The following is a 20746-nucleotide window of genomic DNA, read 5'->3' as shown; positions in this document are numbered from 1 at the left end:
GAAGAAGACTTTTGGATGCACGACGCGCGCAGGTCATTCCTCTTATCTTACAAGTTAACAAGAAACTTGCAGGACTTAGCACCTTTTCAATGAAAAATATCATTGAAGGTTGCTGAGACTTCATAGGGCCATTCCCTCAGCCTCTCTTGATAAGAAAGTATAATATTTAGACTTTTTATAAAATTTACTACACTAAAGCAGAAGTGTCAATTAATATTTAAAGGAAATCTACTTATACAAGAAAACTTTTAAATTATTTTTACGAATCGATGGTTGCTAGCAAGACATTTGTAACATCAGTGTGATGCTGAGTTTTTAGAGCATTAATAATAAAATATCAATTGATATTTGTGCCTCACCTAACCTTTTAAAAATAATCTCTCCGTCTTTTAAGTACTTAACGATGAATGCAGCCGCACCAAGGAAGATATATCTTTTATCATAAACTTAGTTTAATGGATACACAAAGTTAAAGTAGAATGTTATAATGAATCAAAAAATAAGGTAAGTCTATTTTTTTTTTTTTTTTGTTTGTGAAGGCGGTTTCAAACTCGTTTGGCAACGATCTTTTTTGCATTTAATTAAGAGGAGTTACTATTTAATTTTACCATTGAGATGATGGAAATTGGAATTGGAGGAAATCACCTATGAAAAACATGTTTATGATCGGAAATGCACATCTCGACCCCGTATGGCTTTGGCGCTGGCAGGAAGGTTTTCAAGAAGTGAAGGCAACATTTCGTTCAGCACTCGATCGTCTAACAGAATATGAGAATTTTATTTTTACTTCAAGTTCGGCTGCGTATTATGAATGGATAGAAAAAAACGATCCAAAAATGTTTCAAGAAATCAAGCAAAGAATTCAAGAAGGCAGATGGATTATTTGTGGCGGCTGGTGGATTCAGCCGGATTGTAATATTCCAAGTGGTGAATCATTTGTCCGACAAGGGCTGATCGGCCAGAACTATTTTAAAGAAAAGTTTGGGGTCACCGCCACTGTTGGCTACAATGTTGACAGCTTTGGTCATAATGGAATGCTGCCACAAATTTTAAAGAAATCCGGCATGGATTCTTATGTATTTATGAGACCAGGTCCAGAGGAAAAAGGGCTGCCGGGCAGGTTGTTTTTATGGGAATCCAAAGATGGTTCTCGGGTAAAAGCGTTTCGCATTCCCTTTGAATATTGCACCTTTGACCATCTAGAAAATCACATCATGCATTGTAAAAATGAACTTAAGCATTCTTTCAATCATCTAATGTGCTTCTATGGTGTTGGTAATCATGGCGGCGGGCCGACAAAGGAAAATATCGAGATTATTAAAAAATTAAACCAATCGATGGAAGATACCAATCTTATTTTTAGTTCACCGAATGAATTTTTTGACCATGTAGAGAGGTTTAAGGATATTCTTCCGGTTGTCCATGACGATCTGCACCATCATGCGATTGGTTGTTATTCTGTTCATTCCGAAGTAAAAAAGCTAAATCGATATTCTGAAAATCTCACTTTAATGGCTGAGAAGTTCTCCTCGGTTGCCAACTGGACGACAGGTCAACCGTATCCAGAAGACATGAATCAGGCTTGGAAGGGAATCTTATTTAACCAGTTCCACGATATTTTAGCGGGGACAAGCATTTCAGAAGCATATGATGATGCTAGAGATTTATTTGGCGAGTCGATCAGTATTGCATCACGAAATATGAATTACGCCCTCCAATCGTTAAGTTGGAATATTGATATCGAAGAAGAAAAAGACATGAAGCCAATGGTCATCTTTAATCCTCATTCATGGCCGGTAAAGGTAAATGTTGAAATTGAGTATGGGCTTTTTGTGAATTATTTATTGCCACAAGAATTTATTATTGAAGATGTTAATGGAAATGAAGTGCCTTGCCAAATCATTGATTCTGTCGCGAAAGTACCGAATCGAAAAAGAGTTGCCTTTGTGGCTGAACTTCCACCATTAGGATATAGCACGTATAAACTTCGTGCGGTTAAGCCGACAAAAGAGTTTGAATCTGTAAAAGTAACCGATCACGAAATGGAAAACGACCGCTTCAAGCTAGTAATTGATAAAGAAACTGGTGGTATCAGCAGTTTATTCGACAAAGAGAAGGAAATCGAAGTGTTCAAGAGTGACGCAGCTATCCCTTATGTCATGATTGATTCTTCCGATTCATGGGGACATGGGAAACTTCGCTTTGATGAAATCGCCGGAGTCTTCAAGCCAATCCGGATTAAAAAGCTGGAAGAAGGTCCTGTAAAAGGGGTTATTCGGGTCACGTCTAAGTTTCAATCATCCACTATTGTCCAGGACTTTATCATGTACAAACAGTTAAATAAGATTGAAGTGAAAGTGAAAGTAAATTGGCAAGAAAGTTACCAAACGTTAAAACTCAAGTTTCCAGTAAGCTTTAATCAACGGCATGCAACTTCTGAGATTCCATTTGGGCATGCTTCGCGCGAGGCAAACGGAGATGAAAAGCCAATGCAAAATTGGATTGATGTAACAGGCACAATTAGCAAACAAAGGAAAGATATATATGGTTTAAGTCTTCTTAATGACGGAAAATATGGTGTCGATGTAAGTGGAAATAGTATCAATTTAACGGTTCTAAGAAGCCCAATTTATGCCCATCATGCTCCATTCGTACCAGATCCGGACGAGGATTATCCGATTATTGATCAAAGGATTCAAACTTTTACCTATCAATTGCTGCCACATGAAAATAGCTGGCAAGAAGCCGAAACGGTTAAACATGCATTAGAACTGAATCAAAAGCCGCAGCTCATTGTGGAAACCTATCATAAAGGTTCTTTAGCTCAAGAGGATTCATTTATTGAGATTGACCAGCCGAATATTATTCTTTCTGCTTTAAAAAAGGCTGAAAATCATGATGATTTAATTATTCGTCTTTATGAAGCCCATAACGAAGAAACAGTAGTCAACGTGGATTTGAAGAATTGGGGTAGGAAGATTGAACTGCAATTTGGTCCATCTGAAATTAAAACGTTATCCATCCCGAAAAATCCCGAGGAGCAAATTAAGGAAACGAACTTAATCGAAGATCTTGAGAAATCCTTGGTGACTGTATGAAGAACTAATCTCTGTTAGATTAATAGATTTAAAAGCAAGGAAATAAATATGTAACTAAAATCCAGTTGGGAGAGACTGATATGGTAGAAAATATAGTAGAATTGGGCAGAGAAAAAGCTGAAAAAATACTACTCAAAAATGGCGGGGAGCTCGGACTGCTCGGCTCAAGTACCGCCTATCAACAGGTTTGGGCAAGGGATAGTATGATTTGTGGACTAGGTCTTCTTGTATGTCAGGATGATATGGGTCCAAGCATTCATCGTAGTTCATTGGAAACTTTGGGACGATTTCAAAGTGAATTAGGAAAAATCCCTCATAATGTTGGTTTTCCAAATGTAGCAGATCCTGCGTTAATCGCCCATGGCGGGAAGCTCAATGATGAGAGTGTGAAAGGACAAGCTGTTGAAGATTCGATTCATGCAGGCTGTGTGGATGGTAACCTTTGGTATATTATTGGACATTACTCATACTATATGGAAACGAATGACAAGGAATTTTTAAAAAAATGGTGGGGGAATTTAGAAAAAGCATTGCTTTGGTTACGCTACCAAGATTCAAATGAATGTGGCTTACTAGAAGTCCACGAAGCGATGGACTGGGCGGATTTATTTGCAAACCGATACAATGTCCTTTTCGATAATGTTTTATATGCTGCAGCATGGAAGTGTATGGGCCATATGGCAGATGCATTAAACCTTCCTTCCAGTTACTATTATGAAAATGCAAGAGATGTCAAAAAGAAGATTAATATTCTATTGTGGATTACGCCAGAAAATCAGGAAAAAATGGACTGGGTTAAAAAGGAGCGAAAAGAATGGCTTTATCCCATTAAGAGGGTGGAAACAGAACTTGTGGAAAGACCATTTTATCTTCCATATATGGGATTTCGTGATTATGCAGACCGGTTTGATACGCTTGGCAATTTATTAGCAATCGTTTTTGGGGTTGCGGATCAAGAAAAAGCCAATAAAATCCTCGATTATATCCAGGGTTGTGGGATCAATGAACCATTTCCGGTACAAGCCTTATATCCTGCTATTCGCGAAGGTGAAAAGGATTGGCGTGACTATTATCGGGTTCGCAATCTTAATTTGCCGCATCATTATCATAATGGTGGCTCATGGCCTTTCATTGGCGGTTTCTATATCGCTGCACTCATTCAAGCGAAAAGATTTGAGGAGGCGGAGTATCAATTAGGAAAACTAGCAAACATGAATAAAGCAGGTAAGAAAGCGGAGTGGGAATTTAATGAATGGTTTCATGGTGAATCAGGGCGTCCGATGGGATTTGCAGGCCAATCGTGGTCAGCTGCGATGTATTTGTTTGCGGAGAATGCGGTAAAAAATCAAAAGGTAAATATTTTTAACCATGAGGGTGAATGGAAGTAATTTCGGTTTCACGATAAAGAATGAGTCGAATGAATACGAAAAGTTTGTATGGACTTATTAATCGAATTACCACGCTAATTATGCCATCTATTTTATATTCATGAAAGTACCTGCGCTGTTCCTATTTTTTAGCGGCAGTATCGTTAGTTATATTTGGATGTGGTATGTGTATCCGACGATCGCTAGTATGAAGAAGATAGTTCAGAATCCTGGAAAATAGCTATAGAAATAAATTGATCGGATATATTTTAATAGAAAGTCGAATAATTGTTTGACAAAAGTATAGATACACCATAAAATTTAAATAGACAAATAATTCTTACACTTAATTGGGAACGTTCCCGAATTTCTTAGTAGGGTACGAGCAGTATCCTACTGAGTTACCATGATAATTATATTATTACGTTGTTAAAATTTTTTTTGTTAATTGAAAACGGTTTCTAATCCTTGTGTAGTAGTAACTCTTTTCTTTCATTTTGTGAATTTTCCTAAAAAAAGAGTATTATTCTACTAGGATTGAGGATAGTAGTTGAGCAACAGTGTTTAATTATCGGAATGGATCGGTTTCGTCAATTTTGGGAACGTTCCTACTTGTGGAAAGGGAAAATATTAAACTAAAGGAGAGGAGGGCAATAATGAATCCTACAATCAAAGATGTGGCTAAACTTGCCAATACATCAAAAAGCACTGTCTCTCGTTATTTGAATGGTTTACCAGTAAAAAAGGAAACAGAAGAGGCATTAAAAAAGGCGATAAAGGAATTGAACTATCACCGTAATGAAAATGCGAGAAGATTAGTTAGAAGTAAAACACAAACCATTGGTATTGTGGTTGACAGTATTACGAACATTTTTTATCCATCCATATTCAGGGGAATTGAAGAGGTAGCGAAGGAAAAAGGTTTTAATTGTGTGTTCTACAGTATGACCTCAAATAAATATAAGGAGTCATACTTTCAAAATTTATTTTTTGAAGGACATGTTGATGGAATCATTATGATTAGCTTCAGTAAAAGAGACAAACAAGAATTAGTTGAAATAGCAGAAGCTGGTTTCCCAGTTGTCGTTTTTGGAGATTCCGCGGGTGTTCCGAATGTCATTTCGGTAGATGTTGATAATTATTACGGTATTGCTGAACTTGTTCGCTACCTACATCGTATTGGACACGAAAAAATCGCCTATATATCAGGGCCAGAGGATGCTGCGGCAACAAAATGCCGCTTAACAGGTTATCTAGAAACAATCGGACAACTAGGATTAGAAGTCAATCCAAGCTGGATTGTTACTACTGACTGGTCGAATGAGGGTGGTTATCATGCAATGAATCAGTTACTTGCTGACGGAGATTTCACTGCGGTTGTTGCTTCCAATGATGAAACAGCAATTGGGGCATTAAGAGCGTTTCAAGAGCGAGGATATCATGTTCCAACTAATTTTTCGATAACGGGTTTTGACGACATCACTTTGGCGAGCTGGGTATATCCATCATTAACGACAGTAAAACAGCCATTTATGCAAATGGGCATGAAAGCAGCAACGGAATTATTTAATAGGATGGAAACTGGAGAAGAGTACCCAGCAAAACGCCATCTTTTAAAACCTGAATTAATTATCCGTGACTCATGCAGGAAGATATCCGAACCGATTTCTACTTTAAAATAAGTCAAGTTTCTAGATTAATAAACTTTACTCAAATACATCGAAAAATCCAAAGAAAAATAGGAAAAGGTGGACAAAAAAGTTTAAAAGGCTGTGAAAACATGAGAAGTTCTTCTATTAATAAATCAAAATATGGATTCTATTTTGTGCTTCCATACTTCATTACATTTCTTATTTTTGGTTTAGTTCCTATTATTTTCTCACTCTATTTAAGCTTTACGAAGTGGGATGGGTTTTCAGACCCCGTGTTTGTAGGATTAGATAATTATTCACGATTACTCCAAGATACATTCTTTTTTAAGGCGATAGGAAACACATTAATCATCTGGATTTTATCGATCGTTCCGCAATTGATCCTTGCTTTGGCGTTAGCCATGATCCTGAACGAAAAATTTATTAAAGGGAAGCATTTCTTTCGCGCTGTGTTCTATTTCCCTAATATTGTAACACCTGTCACACTAGGAGTTTTGTTCAGCTTAATGTTTGATTGGCAAACAGGAAGTGTTAATAAATTTTTGATGGGAATTGGGCTTTTTGATGACCCAGTAAACTGGTTTAATAGCCCTTGGCTTTCAAGGTTTATTGTTGCAGGAGTGATTATGTGGCAATACTTTGGATTCAATATGCTAGTATTTATCGCTGGTCTTCAATCGATTCAAGAAGAATTGTATGAGGCTGCTAGAGTAGATGGTGCTTCAAAATGGGATATTGCAACAAAAATAACATTGCCTTTATTAAGACCGGTACTATTATTTACGTTTATTACATCCGTTATCGGTGGTCTTCAATTATTTGATGCGCCGTTGATGCTTGGAAATGGACCGGATAATTCGACACTGACGATGGTGATGTACTTATTCCAAACCGCTTTCCAGCGCTTTGATTATAGTTACGGAGCAGCAATTGCATATGCAATCTTTATTATCATCTTGTTCTTCTCATTAATTACAATGAAGTTTTCAAAAATGAACAAAGTTGAACAGTAAAATATCTTTTTACTTTAGAAAAGTAGGAGACTTTCAGCTTGGAATGAAAGGGGATCCTTATGAAAGCTAATGATAGTGTTGTAGAAAAAAGTATTTCCTTTAGCAAAAGGAAAATAAAAAAAGAGTTTAATGCAAAAATATTCTTAGGCAAATTTGCAGTATACTTCTTGCTGATTGCAGTTGCCTTCACCTGTCTGCTGCCTTTTTACAGTATGATGGTCACTTCTTCTCACGCAAATTCAGATATTGCAAGGAAGCTGCTACTCGTTCCTGGCGGTGAGTTTATTGAGAACTATAAACGTTTAATTGATACCGTGCCAATTTGGAGAGGTTTTGCAAATACCGTGGTTATTACGGTTACTTCAACTGTATTGAACTTATATTTCTCGGCATTAGCAGGTTATGGGTTTTCAAAATATAACTTCAAATATAAAAATATTCTTTTCCTTGCTGTGTTAGGGACGATGATGATTCCGGGGCAGTTAGGTATTATTGGTTTTTTCAAGTTGATGGATAGCTTCCAAATGTTAAACACCTATTGGCCGCTCATTCTTCCATCCATTTCGAATGCATTTGGTATCTTCTTTATGAAGCAAATGTGTGATTCTAGTATCCCAACAGAAATTCTAGAATCAGGAAGAATCGATGGCTGCGGTGAGTTAAAAATTTTCCATCGTTTAGTATTGCCATTGCTAATGCCATCGCTCGCAACTTTGGGGATCTTTTCGTTTATTGGAAAGTGGAATGACTTCTTAACACCAATGATTGTCCTGTTTGATAATGAATTGCAACCGCTGCCAGTTATGATTGCGATGGTAAAATCACAGTTCTCAACAGACTTTGGAGCCATGTATGTGGGAATTGTTATATCAGTTATCCCAATATTAATTTTCTTCTCAATGGTTTCTAAGAAGATTATCAGCGGAGTTACAGCAGGAGCATTAAAAGGATAATCCTTCTCAAACTTAATGGGGGTGATGTGGAAAATAGATAAAAAAAACTTCAGTGAAAGGATGGTAACATCCATCACTGAAGAATACAGAACTTATCAAACTCGATTAAGTGTGAAAGAATTGACGGTCTTAGGCACTAAAAGAGAACGATAAGAAAAACAATAGACATTAATTATACCAAAAAAGGGGCTGTACATCTATATGAAAAAGTGGCTTTCTATCCTATTAGCTTCTGTTCTTGTTCTAGCATTATTTGCAGGATGTTCCAACAGTGAAAATACAAATGCTACTGATGATAAAAAAGGTGATAGCAATAAAGTCGAAGGTAAATTAACAATCTGGACATTCTTTGGACAAGTTGAAGATATGGCCAAAGAATTTGAGAAAAAGTATCCAGATGCAGAGGTTGAAGTGAAAATCTTCCCTGGCGATCAATATCAAACAAAGCTATTGAACGTACTCCAGTCCGGTAAAGATGTTCCTGATATTTTTGACTTAGAAAGAGCCTATATTGACAAGTTTATTAATTCTAAGTATGCAGCGAACCTATCTGATATGGGTGCAGAAGATCTTGTTAAGGATTACGTTCCATATGTACAAGCATTAGGCAGAGATAGTAAGGGTGATGTACGAGCGATTTCTGACCACTCTTCACCAGGTGGATTTTGGTATATCAAAGAAAATGCTAAAAAATACTTAGGAACAGACAATCCAGACGAAATCAGCGCAATGGTTGATTCATGGGACAAGATTATTGAATTAGGTAAGAAAGTGAATCAAGAAAGCAACGGTCAAGTTCATTTAATTTCCCATTATGGTGATGTTTACAACGTTGAAGCCAATCACGCCAAGCCTTGGGTGAAGGATGGAAAATTAACGATCGATGATAGCTGGAAAGAGAATTATGAAATTCAAAAAGAAATCTTTAATAATGATGTTGATGCAAAGCTTGAATTCTTCTCAGCAGGCTGGGGAAATGCCATCAATGATGGAAGTGTTGTATTAAATGCAATGCCAGCATGGGCAGGTTTCATGGTTGATAACAAAGATGATGCAGCAAAGGATAAATTCGGTGTAGCGAAAACTCCAAAAGGATTCTACATGGGTGGAACATATCGTTCTATCTATGAGAAGTCAGAAAATAAAGAGTTAGCTTATAAGTTTATTGAATTCATTGCAGGTGAAGAATGGCAGCAGCACAACCTAGAAGCAACAGGAAACATGCCAGGATTATTAACTGTATATGAAAAGAACTTAGAAACATTCAAAACTCCAATGTTTGGCGAGCAAAATATTTTAAAGCCTTATTACGAAATGGTGAAAGAAATTCCTGGAACTAAGACAGACAAGTATGGCGAAGAAGTGTTAAGTAAGTGGAGAAAAGTAGCAGGACAGGGAATCAAAGATAATGCGGACATTGATGAAGTGATTAAAAAATTCCAAAAAGAAGTACAGAACTCTTTCCCTGAACTTAAGGTTGATTAATTAGCAAGTTGTAAGAGTTAAGGATGGCTTAAAAATAAAAGGGAAGCCCTCCCACTCAAAATCGTGGATTTAAAACCGATTCTGAGTGGGAAGAAAGGGGTGAATTTTTTAAGTCATCTTTTCATCTTTGAGAGGAGCAGTACAATGAGTAGTATCCATGAAGAAATTAAAAAAATTCGCATTATCGATGGCCATGAACACATTGATCCGGTAGAAATTCGGAAGAAAAATAAAGTGGATTTTTTTGGTCTTCTTCATTATTTAGAGTCAGACTTTATAACGGCTGGAATGAAACGCGGAATCTTAAACAAGAATTCACCATTAAGTGATGAAGAGAAAGCTCAGCGATTTTTAACCTTCTATCAAAAAACAAAAAATACAACTTATGCACGTACTTTAAATACAGCTGTACAGGACTTATATGGAATGGAAGAATGGTCTGTTAATAGCATACTTGCCTTAAATGAAAAGGTTATAGCGGCTACAAATGACGATCAATGGTATCCGAAGGTGTTACAGGAAAAATCGGGAATAGATTTAGCTATTACACTAGCTTTTACGACGAATGTTGATTTTTCTCTTTTTCGTCCAGTCATGTTCATGGACTACGCATATAAACTGAGAACAATTAAGGATATACAGGTAATTGAAAAACATTCTGGAGTGACTGTACATACATTCCAGAATTATCTTCATGCTGTCGATGCCTTATTAAATAAATTTGTCTCTGAAGGGATGGTTGCCACAAAGCTCGGACATGCCTATTGGAGAACGCTTAAATCGTCGAAACCAACATTTTATGAAGCGGAAAAATGTTTTAATCGCTTACTTTCTTCGTTTTTAGACGAGCCAATGTCGCAACAGGAAGCGATTGTTTTACAAGATTACTTGATTCATCATATTATCCAAGGATCAATAAAAAATGATTTACCGATTCAGATTCATACAGGACATCATGAAACCAGTGTTTCAGAGAATGGCAATATTATTACAAACTCAAAGGTTTCTGACTTAATTCCGCTATTACTTGCTTATCCTGATGCGAAATTTGTTTTGTTACATTGCGGAATTCCTTACCACCAAGAATATTTGAACATTGTGAAAAACTATCCGAATGTATATGCAGATTTTACATGGGTGTATATCCTTTCGCCTACAATTGCGAAACAAATATTGCACCAAATGATTGAAATGGTTCCTCAAACAAAGATTTTTGGTTTTGGAGGAGATTACAATTTTATTGAAGGAACCTATGCTCATCAGAAGCTTGCCCGTAAGATTGTAGGAGACGTTTTAGTCGAAAAAGTACAAGACCATATGTTAACAGAAAGTGAAGCGGTTGAGTTTGCACAGCGAATTTTTAGAGACAACCTGATTGAATTTTACAAATTAAAGGTGTGATTTCATTGAGTACTTTTATTAACCTTCATCATAATGAAATTGAAGTGTATTCGTCAGAACGAAAGAGCAATAATGCTTTTCTAAAACTGTCATCATTGCTTGAAATCTATAACGGTGAACAGACGGTAGAGGAAATCAAAATAACAGAAACCAATCAGGTTGATGACAGCTTCCACGTTTCGGGCAAAGGAGAGCTATTCTCGGTTCAATCTGAGTGGAAACCTGTCCAGGATGGCAGTCATTTTATTGAAGTCGACTTAAACGTTAGGTACAACCAGGAAGTTTCAGGGGATTTTGGATTACAGTTTAAAGCTGAATTAGTAGGAAACGGAAAGCCGACTTGGATGATCCCAGGTGCCTTTTACAAAGAAAATCGCTTTGAGCATAATACGCGGCAATACCCAAGATATGATTACCGTGATGGCAATCATGAAGAAATGGTATCTGATCACTGGTCCTTTCGATCGGACCGTGCGGCACTCCCAGCAGTTTTTGCTTGGAATGATGAGATGTGTGGAGCTTTTTGTGTGGAGGAAATGTCTGCACTTGGGTTGACAGGCTTAGGTTTTAAAGGAAATGAATGTGAAACTTCCATTTGGGTCAATTTTCCTTACAAAGAGGAACCGGTCACATTTGTTGGGCAACCCATTCCTGAGCCAAAGGATATTTCTCTATATACCTTTAAACCAGGTGAAATGATCACTTTGCGAGTGAAAATCTATACAGGCTCAGCTGATTTACATTCCTATGATCCTTTCGTGCGAGAAATCTATAAGCAACATCAGCAAGAGTATGGATTAAATCCGTGGATGGGACTTGAAGAAGCAGCAGAATTAACCGCACATGGCTTATATCGTTGGCATTATATGCCTGAACATAGCATTCTAGCAGAAACCGCCGCCTTCGATCGCGAGTTTAACAACAATGTAAAAGGTTTGGGAGATCGGCCCCATATGCATGTTGGCTGGGTAAGTGGCGTACCGTATGCATATGCATTACTTACATACGGGAGAAATAAAGGGATTCAACAGTATGTCGATGCTGCTATCGATGTCATGAATAATATTGCTTCTGCGATAGCTCCAAGTGGGACGTTTTGGGCGTCATGGGTATTAGGAAAAGGCTGGGGAACGGGCTGGAATCCTAAAAACACTTGGCTGCAAGCAAGAACCATTTCAGAAGCGACCCTATTCTTAGTTCGTGCCCTGAACTTCGAAAAGCAGGCTGGTTTTAAGCATCCTGAGTGGGAAAAAGCGGTTCAATCCAATCTTAACTTTGCTGTCAATCATCAACGGGATGATGGCAATTTTGGATCCTACTATCACTGTGAAACAGGAGACATTGAGGAATGGGATGGAGCAGGCGGTATTTTATGGATTGCCTCCTTACTAGAAGGAAGCACTTTCTTTGAAGAAGAGACATACCGTTCCGCAGCAGAAAAGGCTGGACATTATTATGAAAGATTTGTGGTGGATGAATACATCTATGGTGCACCAGAGGATGTACATCTCACACCAACATCCGAAGATGCTTATAATGCTGTGGTAGCCTATGTATTACTCTATGAAAATGATAAAAATGAAAAATGGTTAAAGCTTGCCAAATCGGCTGCGGATTGGTTAATGACGTTTCGTTGGACGTATAATCTAGCATTTCCAGAGCATTCCTTCCTGCATCACTATGATTTCCGTTCTCGCGGTGCAGATCAAGCATCACCATCGAATCAACATTTACACAATTATGGACTGTTTTGTGTTCCAGAAATGCTGCGTTTATGGAAATATACGGATGATTCCTATTATTTGGACCGAACGCGAGATCATATCGCTTGTTTCTTGCAATTTATTGCCAGACAAGATGGTGATTTTAATGCCTATAAAGGGATGGTCACGGAGCGTTTTTATAATACAAATTGCTTTCAGCCGAAGGGAATGATGTTAACTCTATCTCATTCCTGGTGTGTTGGTTTAGTGCTATATGCTGCTCAGGAGGCGTTAGCATTTAACAGCGATTTGCAGCTAAATTAAGTTGAAAAATCAATTAGCCATCCTGGGATTCCCTGATGGTTAGTTGTGTTTATAACGGTGGAACTTGCAGAAATAGCAGACCTAATTTTGACAGGAGGGAAACGAATTGAAAAAGAAACTGGCGATTATCCATACGACTCCCGTTACAGTTGAGTCGTTAAAAGAACTAGCAAATAAAATGCTAGGAGATTGTGAAATTATCAATATAGTCGATGATTCCATTTTGCCGCAACTAAGTAAAAATGGCGGGAATATCAAAGAAATTGCTGAACGGTGGGAAAGTTATGCGAAGGTTGCACAAGGGCAAGGTGCTGATTGTATTTTGAATGCTTGTTCTTCAATAGGTGAACTTGTTTCCTTAACTCAACCAAAAATAACGATTCCAATTGTCCGCATTGATGATGCGATGGCAGATTATGCAGTAAATGCTGCTACAAAAATCGGGGTTGCAGCAACTTTGGAGACCACGCTAAAACCGACCTTAGAATTGTTAAAACAAAAAGCAGCACAGAAAAAGAAAGCAGTTGAGTTTGAACCTATTCTAGTTGCATCCGCCTATCAGAAATTAATGGCGAATGATAAAGCAGGACATGATAACGACTTGACAGCAGCGTTACGTGAATTAGCAAAAAAAGTAGATATCGTCGTACTAGCTCAAGCATCAATGGCAAGGGTTGTATCAACTTTTCCGATAGATGAGCAGCGCCAATTTGTAACGAGTCCTGAGTTAGGTATTGAAGCAGTTAAAGACACCTTACAAACAATAAAATAAAAGGAATGATTATGATGAATCAAGTAAAACCAACAAATGTACTCCCATTAACCGAAGCGCTAAAAATGGCAGAAAAATTTCAGTATGCAACCGGCTCGTTTTCACCACGTTATACAGAAATGATTAAGCCAGTTTTACAAGCAGGACAAAAAACTGCTTCACCACTAATTGTTCAAATCTCACAAAAAGAATTAGAACGTTATGGGATTACACCATTTGAATTTGCCGGTGAGTTTTATAAACAATTAGAAACTTTAGCAATTACTGTACCCGTTGTTTTACATTTAGATCACACGAAGGAATTACAAGTCATTAAGGATGCAATCGAAGCAGGTTTCACATCTGTTATGATTGATGCCTCAGAAAAAGCATTTGATGAAAATGTAAAGATTACAAAAGAGGTAGTAGAATATGCCCATGCAAAAGGAGTTTCGGTAGAAGCAGAACTTGGCATGATTGGTACAACTGATTTTATTGAAACTGATAAAGATGAAGAATTATATACAGATCCAATCGAAGCGGCAGAATTTGTTAAACAAACAGGTGTCGATGCGTTAGCGGTATCATGCGGAACAGCACATGGTGTGTACATGGTTCGTGAACCAAAGGTTGATTATGACCGTTTAAGTGCGATTCGTGAGTTAACACCTGTACATTTAGTCCTTCATGGCGGTTCCGGTGTACCAAGTGAAATGGTTCAAAAAGCGTTTCAACTTCCAAACGGCGGAGTAAGTAAAGTGAATATTGCTACTGACCTAGAGCTTTCTTTGTTAAAAGCAATCGGACTAGAAGAAAGAATGACCAATGCTGAATGTAAGCTATTAACATTAGATGAATTGCAGGCAGGTCAAGATGCAGTAGAAGAAACAGTATCAGAAAAAATTACTCAATTTTTATTAAGTGATAACAAAGCAAGTCATTTCAACCAATAACACAAAGAACTCAACAGATTGGGGTTTTAGGAAATGAAAGATAAAACATTTCATATGATTGGTAATGCTCACCTAGATCCAGTTTGGCTTTGGCAATGGCAAGAGGGTTTCCAAGAAACAAAAGCCACTTTTCGTTCAGCCTTGGACCGAATGAAAGAATATGAGGATTTCATTTTCACCTGTAGTTCAGCAGCGATGTTTGAATGGGTAGAAGAAAATGATCCGGATATGTTTGCTGAAATCAAAGAACGGGTTAAAGAAGGGCGCTGGCGAATGGTTGGAGGCTGGTGGATTCAGCCAGATTGCAATATCCCTAATGGTGAATCGTTTGTACGACAGGGTCTATACGGCCAGCGTTATTTTCAAGAGAAATTTGGTGTAACAGCTCGTGTTGGCTACAATGTTGATAGTTTTGGTCATCACGGCATGCTTCCACAAATTCTAAAGAAAAGCGGAATGGACTCTTACGTTTTTATGCGGCCTGCACCAAATGAAAAAGGTCTTCCTGGCAGGCTCTTTTGGTGGGAATCAGATGATGGCACACGTGTATTGGCTTTCCGAATTATGCAGGAATATAATTCATGGGGCAAAGAGCTTGATCGAATTGTCCATCGAAGTAAAGGTGAGTTCAAAGGCAACGTCAATGACCTGATGATTTTCTATGGAGTTGGAAACCATGGCGGCGGACCAACGAAGGAAAACATTGAGAGTATCTATCGGTTAAATGAGGATGCCAGTCTTCCTAATCTAATAATCTCAACACCTGAAGAATATTTTGAAAAAATGAAAAATACAAATGATTTACCTGTTGTTCATGATGATCTACAGCACCATGCAAGCGGATGCTATGCTGCCCATTCTGGTGTGAAACAATACAATCGTAAAGCAGAAAATATCGTGATGACAGCTGAAAAATATTCGGCCCTAGCTTCTTGGTTAACAGGACAACCGTATCCAGTTGAATTCAAACGGGCTTGGAAAAATATCTTATTTAATCAATTTCATGATATTTTAGCAGGTACGAGTATTGAGCCTGCCTATGAAGATGCAAGGAATTTATATGGTGAAGCAATCGCGATTGCTGACCGGGCTTTAAATAATGCAGTTCAATCGATTTCATGGAAAATCGATATCGAACAAGATGAAAGAATGAAACCAATTGTTGTCTTTAACCCACATGCATGGGAGAGCAAAGTGAATGTAGAAATTGAAATTGGCGGCTTTAAATCAACCTCTGTTTTAGTGGATGATCAAGGCAATGCTGTTCCATTTCAAACCGTACAGTCACAAGCAACCGCAGGGGGACGCTGGCGATTAAACTTTTTAGCTGATTTACCGGCCATGGGATATCGTGTGTACAAGCTTTATACAGAACTAAGCAGCGTTACACCAGTGGGTGAACCAATTAATGTAAGCCAATACTCCATGGAAAACGACCGTTTTAGAATCGAGTTTGATCCGGAAACCGGTTGGATTAAGAGTCTTTTTGATAAACAAGTAGAACATGAAGTTTTTTCGGGTCCTGCTGCAATACCGATGGTCCTGAATGACAAAACAGATACTTGGAGCCATGATACCCTCCATTTCAACGATATATTAGGCGAGTTTAAAGCGACGAAGATTTACCTAGCAGAGCATGGTCCAGTTAAATCTGTGATTCGGGTGAAAAGTGAATACGGGCGCTCTATATTGATTCAGGACTTCACCATGTATCAAGAGAAAGACCAGATTGATGTGAATGTTACTGTTGATTGGCGCGAAAAGTTCAAGATGTTGAAGCTGGTTTTCCCAATCAATTCAATCTTTAGGAAACAAACATATGAAATTCCATATGGAACAATCGAGCGGGAGCATAATGGCGAAGAGGAACCGGGTCAAAGCTGGGTGGATGTAACGGGTGTTCGTCCAAACCACGAAGGTGTATATGGTTTGAGTTTGATGAATGACGCAAAATATAGTTACAGTATCCACAATAAGGAGCTTTCTTTAACGGTATTACGCAGTCCAATTTATGCCCATCATGATCCACTTGTTCCAAAAGAGGACGGGGAATATACGTTTATCGACCAAGGAATCCAGCGCTTTGAATACTCGTTACTTCCACATGAAGGCAGCTGGGAAGATGCGGAAACAGTGAAAAGAGCAGCGGAATTGAATTGCAAACCAATATCTATTATTGAAACCTTCCACAAAGGTTCATTACCACTAACAGATTCATATGTGAACGTAAGTGGTGCAAATCATGTGCTTATCAGCGCCATCAAGAAAGCAGAAGACAATGAAGATTTGATTATTCGCGCTTATGAAACGAATAAAGTCGCAGCCGAAGTTGAAATCACTTTGCCGAAATTTAATCGTTCCTTTAAGGCATCCTTTAAACCTTCAGAAATCAAAACCTTCCGAATCCCTAAAGATAGCGAAAATCCAGTTAGGGAAACAAATCTAATTGAATGGGATGAGTAGAAATGGTCATCGATAAGAAGCTGCTAGAACTAAAAAAGCAATTGCAGGAAACAGGGAAATTCATGATGGAATATAACCTTGCCTGGGGAAATTCAGGGAATATCAGTGCTAAAACGGAGGACAATTCGTTCCTTATTACGGCAAGCGGGACATATTTAGGCGATTTAGATGTAGGAGATTTTGCCGAATGTTCTTTAGAAGTTAACGAGATTCCTAGTCTAGGTCCAAAGCCTTCGAAAGAAGTCCCAATGCATCAAGCAATCTATGAAACTAGGCCTGATATTGGTGCAGTACTCCACGCCTCACCTTTATATAGTACGCTGATCGCTTCTTCCCATCTCGACATACCTGCCGCTTGGTTTGTTGAAGGGATGTATTATTTAGAACGGATTGAACGTGTCCCGTATGCACATCCTGGCTCAATTGAATTAGGAGAACTAGTTCGAGAAAAGGCGAAAAACGCCAACATTCTTTTATTAGAAAACCATGGAGTCCTTGTTTATGATACAAGCATAAAGGAAGCGAAAATGGCACTGCAAACATTAGAAATGGCATGCCGGATGCTTATCACATCCCGCAACGCCGGTATCGTTCTTCAAGAGCTTTCGGATAATGAGATACAAAGCTTTCTTCATGATTCAGGATATAAGCCGCGAAGGAAGTGGGAAAATTGATCGGAATTGTTGCGGATGATATTACTGGAGCAAATGATATTGGAATAATGTATGCGAAAGCAGACTGGCAGACAGATGTCTATCCTTACCCATTTTCACAAACAAAAATGGGAACGTTCCTACCGGAAGTATTAATCATCGATACGAATTCTCGTCTCGATTCCTATAACGAAGCCTATAAGAAGGTTTTTTCGAGCACAAAAAATCTTCAGTTACTTGGATGTGAACAATTTTTTAATAAAACATGTTCGGTTTTTCGTGGAAATATTGGTGCTGAATTCGATGCGATGCTGGATGCGCTTGAAAGTGAATTTGCTGTCGTTGTACTTGGTTTCCCGAAAAACGGAAGAATCACGATAAATGGACAGCATTATGTCCATGGGAAAAAATTAGCAGATTCTGAGTTTCGTCATGACCCTGTACATCCGATGCACGACTCTAATTTGGTTGAAATCTTACAAGCACAAACAAAGAGAAAAGTAGCCCTTGTGGAAGTCGATATCATTGATCAAGGCAGCGGAAAACTTAAACAAGAAATTGAACGCATGCGTACAGAGTGCAATTATTTGTTGATTGATGTTAGAGACCAGTTATCTTTACAAGTTATTGCAAGAGCCATCAAAGAGGAAAAGATTATCTGCGGGGCATCAGGCATTGCGGAAGAATTAGCGCTCGAAATGAATCCAGGTCAAAAGGAACAACAATCTATTCAGATTCCAAAATTAGATATAGGGATACTATGTGCCGCTGGCAGTTTAATGCCCCAGACCTTTAAGCAAGTGGAAGAGATGAAGAAACGTGGACTTCCTGTATTGGAATTGGAATCACGCCTGTTGTTTTCTGGGCAAAAGGAAGTCCATAAAGAGGAGCTTATCATGAAGCTCGTCACTTACTTAACAAAAGGTGAAGATGTGCTGGTGCACTCTTCAAATAACCCAGCTGTTGTGAAAGAAACAAAACAAATTGCCGCAAGTTTAGGTTTTTCGAATACGGCCGTTTCAAGGGTCGTATCTGAATCATTAGCGTTTGTAATCGATGAAACGGTAAAACGGACTAATGCTAATCGCCTGTTAATAGCAGGTGGTGAAACCTCTGCTTCTGTCTGCAGCAGGCTTGGAATTGAAGGTCTTCGAGTCTGGAAGGAAATTGAACCCGGTCTTCCCTCATGTATGAGTTTAAACAAGCCATCCATGATGCTTGTCTTAAAATCAGGCAGTTTCGGGAGTCCTGATTTCTTTGCTAAGGCGATTAACCACCTTAAGGAAAATTAATGAATGATTTTAATAGGGGATGTCACGATGAATGCTAGATTAGAAAAACTAATTGAAAAATATCCAGAGTTACTAGAATGTCAGAATAGTATTATGGAAGCTTTTAAGGCGATTAAAAAGTCCTATGAGGCAAATGGAAAACTGCTGCTTGCTGGAAATGGGGGCAGTGCAGCTGACTGTGAGCATGTCGTCGGTGAATTAATGAAAGGATTTATGTCCAAACGGCCTTTACCCCAAACAATCAGAGCAAAGTTAAAGGAAGTTGCAGATGGCAGTGACTATCTTGGTGAGAATTTGCAGGGGGCACTCCCTGCTATCTCACTTGTCAGCCATTCGGCACTGATGACAGCCTTCGCCAATGATGTTGCTCCCGACATGGTGTTTGCTCAACAGGTATACGGTTATGGAAAACTAGGCGATGTCTTCATTGGGTTTAGTACTTCAGGTAATTCAAACAATATTAACCATGCTGTAAAAGTTTCAAAAGCGCTTGGACTAACAACAATCGGATTCACTGGTAAAAGTGGCGGGGCTTTAAAAGAGCTTTGTGATATTACCATTTGTGTTCCTTTTGATAGCACACCGGATATCCAGGAAAGACATCTGCCTATTTACCACACCCTTTGCATCATGCTTGAGGAGGAGTTTTTTGGATGAAACCCGTTCTAGCAGGTTTAGATATCGGTGGAACAAAGTGTGCCGTAGTAGTAGGTATTGAAGGTCTGCAAGGAATTCAGATTATAGCAAAACAAAGTTTTCCTACTCCTGATACACCCGAAAAAGCGCTCACAAAAATGATGGACGAATTAGAGAAAATTTTATTTATGGAAGAAGATCTTGTCTTAGCAGCGATTGGAATAAGCTGTGGCGGCCCGCTTGATAGTAAGAAAGGGCTCATCTTATCGCCTCCCAATTTACCAAACTGGGACCGGATTGATGTATTAACACCGCTAAGGGATCGTTTTCAAGTCCCTGTTTCTGTCCAAAATGATGCCAACGCCTGTGCGCTGGCTGAGTGGAAGTGGGGCGCAGGAATAGGCACGAGCAACATGGTCTTTCTAACATTTGGGACAGGAATGGGTGCAGGTTTCATATTGGATGGACGATTGTATACGGGTACAAATGATATGGCTGGCGAAGTCGGCCATGTTCGTTTGGAACAGGGCGGTCCAATCGGATACGGGAAGGCCGGATCATTTGAAGGCTTTTGCAGCGGCGGCGGTATTGCCCGTTTAGCTCAAATGATGGTTAATGAGTGGTTCAATCAAGGAAAAACGACCGAGATTTGTTCATCAAGGGAAGAAATTACTGAGATATCAGCCAAAACGATTGCTGATGCTGCAAATGCTGGGGACGACCTTGCCAATCAGATTTATCAAGTAGTTGGACAGAAATTAGGGAGAGGCTTAGCTCTATTAATAGATATGCTTAATCCCGAAAAAATTATTATCGGCAGCATTTACTCGCGGCAAGAAGCTTTATTAAAACCAATCGTGATGGAAGAACTGCGAAAAGAAGCCCTTCCTTTCTCGGTCGAGGTTTGCGAGGTTGTTCCTTCAGGGTTAAAAGAAAGTGTTGGTGACCTAGCGTCTCTCTCTGTTGCTAAATATGCACTTGAACTAGAAGGATAGGTCCAGA

General features: G+C 38.7%; 15 protein-coding genes and 1 riboswitch. All 15 genes read left to right on the top strand.

What is annotated here, in order from left to right; translation table 11 throughout:
- Positions 1 to 39: 39 nt before the first annotated feature.
- Positions 40 to 156, bottom strand: a riboswitch (SAM riboswitch).
- Between the two features lie 491 nt (positions 157 to 647).
- The 15 genes from QNH29_RS24990 (at position 648) to QNH29_RS24920 (ending at position 20739) form a co-directional block, all read left to right on the top strand.
- Positions 648 to 3098: an alpha-mannosidase gene (locus QNH29_RS24990; RefSeq protein ID WP_283861967.1), complete on the top strand. Its 2451-nt coding sequence runs from the start codon at positions 648 to 650 to the stop codon at positions 3096 to 3098.
- 80 nt (positions 3099 to 3178) lie between these two features.
- Positions 3179 to 4486, top strand: coding sequence for an amylo-alpha-1,6-glucosidase (locus tag QNH29_RS24985; RefSeq protein ID WP_283861966.1), 1308 nt, complete (start codon positions 3179 to 3181; stop codon positions 4484 to 4486).
- A 635-nt stretch (positions 4487 to 5121) separates the two neighbouring features.
- On the top strand, positions 5122 to 6147 hold the full coding sequence (locus QNH29_RS24980; protein ID WP_283861965.1) for a LacI family DNA-binding transcriptional regulator: 1026 nt from the start codon (positions 5122 to 5124) through the stop codon (positions 6145 to 6147).
- Between the two features lie 98 nt (positions 6148 to 6245).
- Entirely contained in the window at positions 6246 to 7130 is an 885-nt protein-coding gene (locus tag QNH29_RS24975) for a carbohydrate ABC transporter permease (protein ID WP_283861964.1), read from the top strand.
- Between the two features lie 59 nt (positions 7131 to 7189).
- Complete coding sequence (locus QNH29_RS24970) at positions 7190 to 8083, top strand: carbohydrate ABC transporter permease (protein ID WP_283861963.1); 894 nt, start codon at positions 7190 to 7192, stop codon at positions 8081 to 8083.
- A 201-nt stretch (positions 8084 to 8284) separates the two neighbouring features.
- A complete protein-coding gene (locus QNH29_RS24965; protein ID WP_283861962.1) occupies positions 8285 to 9568 on the top strand; it encodes an ABC transporter substrate-binding protein in 1284 nt (427 codons plus the stop codon).
- 144 nt (positions 9569 to 9712) lie between these two features.
- Positions 9713 to 10969 carry an amidohydrolase family protein gene (locus QNH29_RS24960; RefSeq protein WP_283861961.1) on the top strand — a complete coding sequence of 419 codons (1257 nt, stop codon included), beginning with the start codon at positions 9713 to 9715 and terminating at the stop codon, positions 10967 to 10969.
- Between the two features lie 5 nt (positions 10970 to 10974).
- The gene (locus QNH29_RS24955) at positions 10975 to 12996 is read left to right on the top strand and encodes a YyaL domain-containing protein (protein ID WP_283861960.1); all 2022 of its coding nucleotides are present in this window, start codon (positions 10975 to 10977) and stop codon (positions 12994 to 12996) included.
- Between the two features lie 106 nt (positions 12997 to 13102).
- Entirely contained in the window at positions 13103 to 13768 is a 666-nt protein-coding gene (locus QNH29_RS24950; RefSeq protein WP_283861959.1) for an aspartate/glutamate racemase family protein, read from the top strand.
- 11 nt (positions 13769 to 13779) lie between these two features.
- Positions 13780 to 14700 carry a class II fructose-bisphosphate aldolase gene (locus QNH29_RS24945; RefSeq protein WP_283861958.1) on the top strand — a complete coding sequence of 307 codons (921 nt, stop codon included), beginning with the start codon at positions 13780 to 13782 and terminating at the stop codon, positions 14698 to 14700.
- A gap of 33 nt (positions 14701 to 14733) precedes the next feature.
- A complete protein-coding gene (locus QNH29_RS24940; protein WP_283861957.1) occupies positions 14734 to 17163 on the top strand; it encodes an alpha-mannosidase in 2430 nt (809 codons plus the stop codon).
- Between the two features lie 2 nt (positions 17164 to 17165).
- Positions 17166 to 17837, top strand: coding sequence for a class II aldolase/adducin family protein (locus tag QNH29_RS24935; RefSeq protein ID WP_283861956.1), 672 nt, complete (start codon positions 17166 to 17168; stop codon positions 17835 to 17837).
- A complete protein-coding gene (locus QNH29_RS24930) occupies positions 17834 to 19108 on the top strand; it encodes a four-carbon acid sugar kinase family protein (protein WP_283861955.1) in 1275 nt (424 codons plus the stop codon). Before QNH29_RS24935 ends, QNH29_RS24930 begins: the two co-directional genes overlap by 4 nt.
- A 27-nt stretch (positions 19109 to 19135) precedes the next feature.
- Complete coding sequence (locus tag QNH29_RS24925; protein WP_283861954.1) at positions 19136 to 19765, top strand: D-sedoheptulose-7-phosphate isomerase; 630 nt, start codon at positions 19136 to 19138, stop codon at positions 19763 to 19765.
- Complete coding sequence (locus QNH29_RS24920; protein WP_283861953.1) at positions 19762 to 20739, top strand: ROK family protein; 978 nt, start codon at positions 19762 to 19764, stop codon at positions 20737 to 20739. The genes QNH29_RS24925 and QNH29_RS24920 overlap by 4 nt, the downstream gene beginning before the upstream one ends.
- The last annotated feature ends 7 nt before the right edge of the window (positions 20740 to 20746 follow it).

The sequence above is a fragment of the Neobacillus sp. DY30 genome (assembly GCF_030123065.1).
Taxonomy (GTDB): Bacteria; Bacillota; Bacilli; order Bacillales; family Cytobacillaceae; genus Neobacillus.
Note: the sequence above shows the minus strand (reverse complement) of the source record. Positions and strands in the feature narration are given on the sequence as shown.

Bases quoted from the DNA above. Each gene is read 5' to 3' on its own strand.
- QNH29_RS24990 (WP_283861967.1), top strand. From the start codon at position 648: ATGAAAAACATGTTTATGATCGGAAATGCACATCTCGACCCCGTATGG.
- QNH29_RS24985 (WP_283861966.1), top strand. From the start codon at position 3,179: ATGGTAGAAAATATAGTAGAATTGGGCAGAGAAAAAGCTGAAAAAATA.
- QNH29_RS24980 (WP_283861965.1), top strand. From the start codon at position 5,122: ATGAATCCTACAATCAAAGATGTGGCTAAACTTGCCAATACATCAAAA.
- QNH29_RS24975 (WP_283861964.1), top strand. From the start codon at position 6,246: ATGAGAAGTTCTTCTATTAATAAATCAAAATATGGATTCTATTTTGTG.
- QNH29_RS24970 (WP_283861963.1), top strand. From the start codon at position 7,190: ATGAAAGCTAATGATAGTGTTGTAGAAAAAAGTATTTCCTTTAGCAAA.
- QNH29_RS24965 (WP_283861962.1), top strand. From the start codon at position 8,285: ATGAAAAAGTGGCTTTCTATCCTATTAGCTTCTGTTCTTGTTCTAGCA.
- QNH29_RS24960 (WP_283861961.1), top strand. From the start codon at position 9,713: ATGAGTAGTATCCATGAAGAAATTAAAAAAATTCGCATTATCGATGGC.
- QNH29_RS24945 (WP_283861958.1), top strand. From the start codon at position 13,780: ATGATGAATCAAGTAAAACCAACAAATGTACTCCCATTAACCGAAGCG.
- QNH29_RS24940 (WP_283861957.1), top strand. From the start codon at position 14,734: ATGAAAGATAAAACATTTCATATGATTGGTAATGCTCACCTAGATCCA.
- QNH29_RS24935 (WP_283861956.1), top strand. From the start codon at position 17,166: ATGGTCATCGATAAGAAGCTGCTAGAACTAAAAAAGCAATTGCAGGAA.
- QNH29_RS24925 (WP_283861954.1), top strand. From the start codon at position 19,136: ATGAATGCTAGATTAGAAAAACTAATTGAAAAATATCCAGAGTTACTA.
- QNH29_RS24920 (WP_283861953.1), top strand. From the start codon at position 19,762: ATGAAACCCGTTCTAGCAGGTTTAGATATCGGTGGAACAAAGTGTGCC.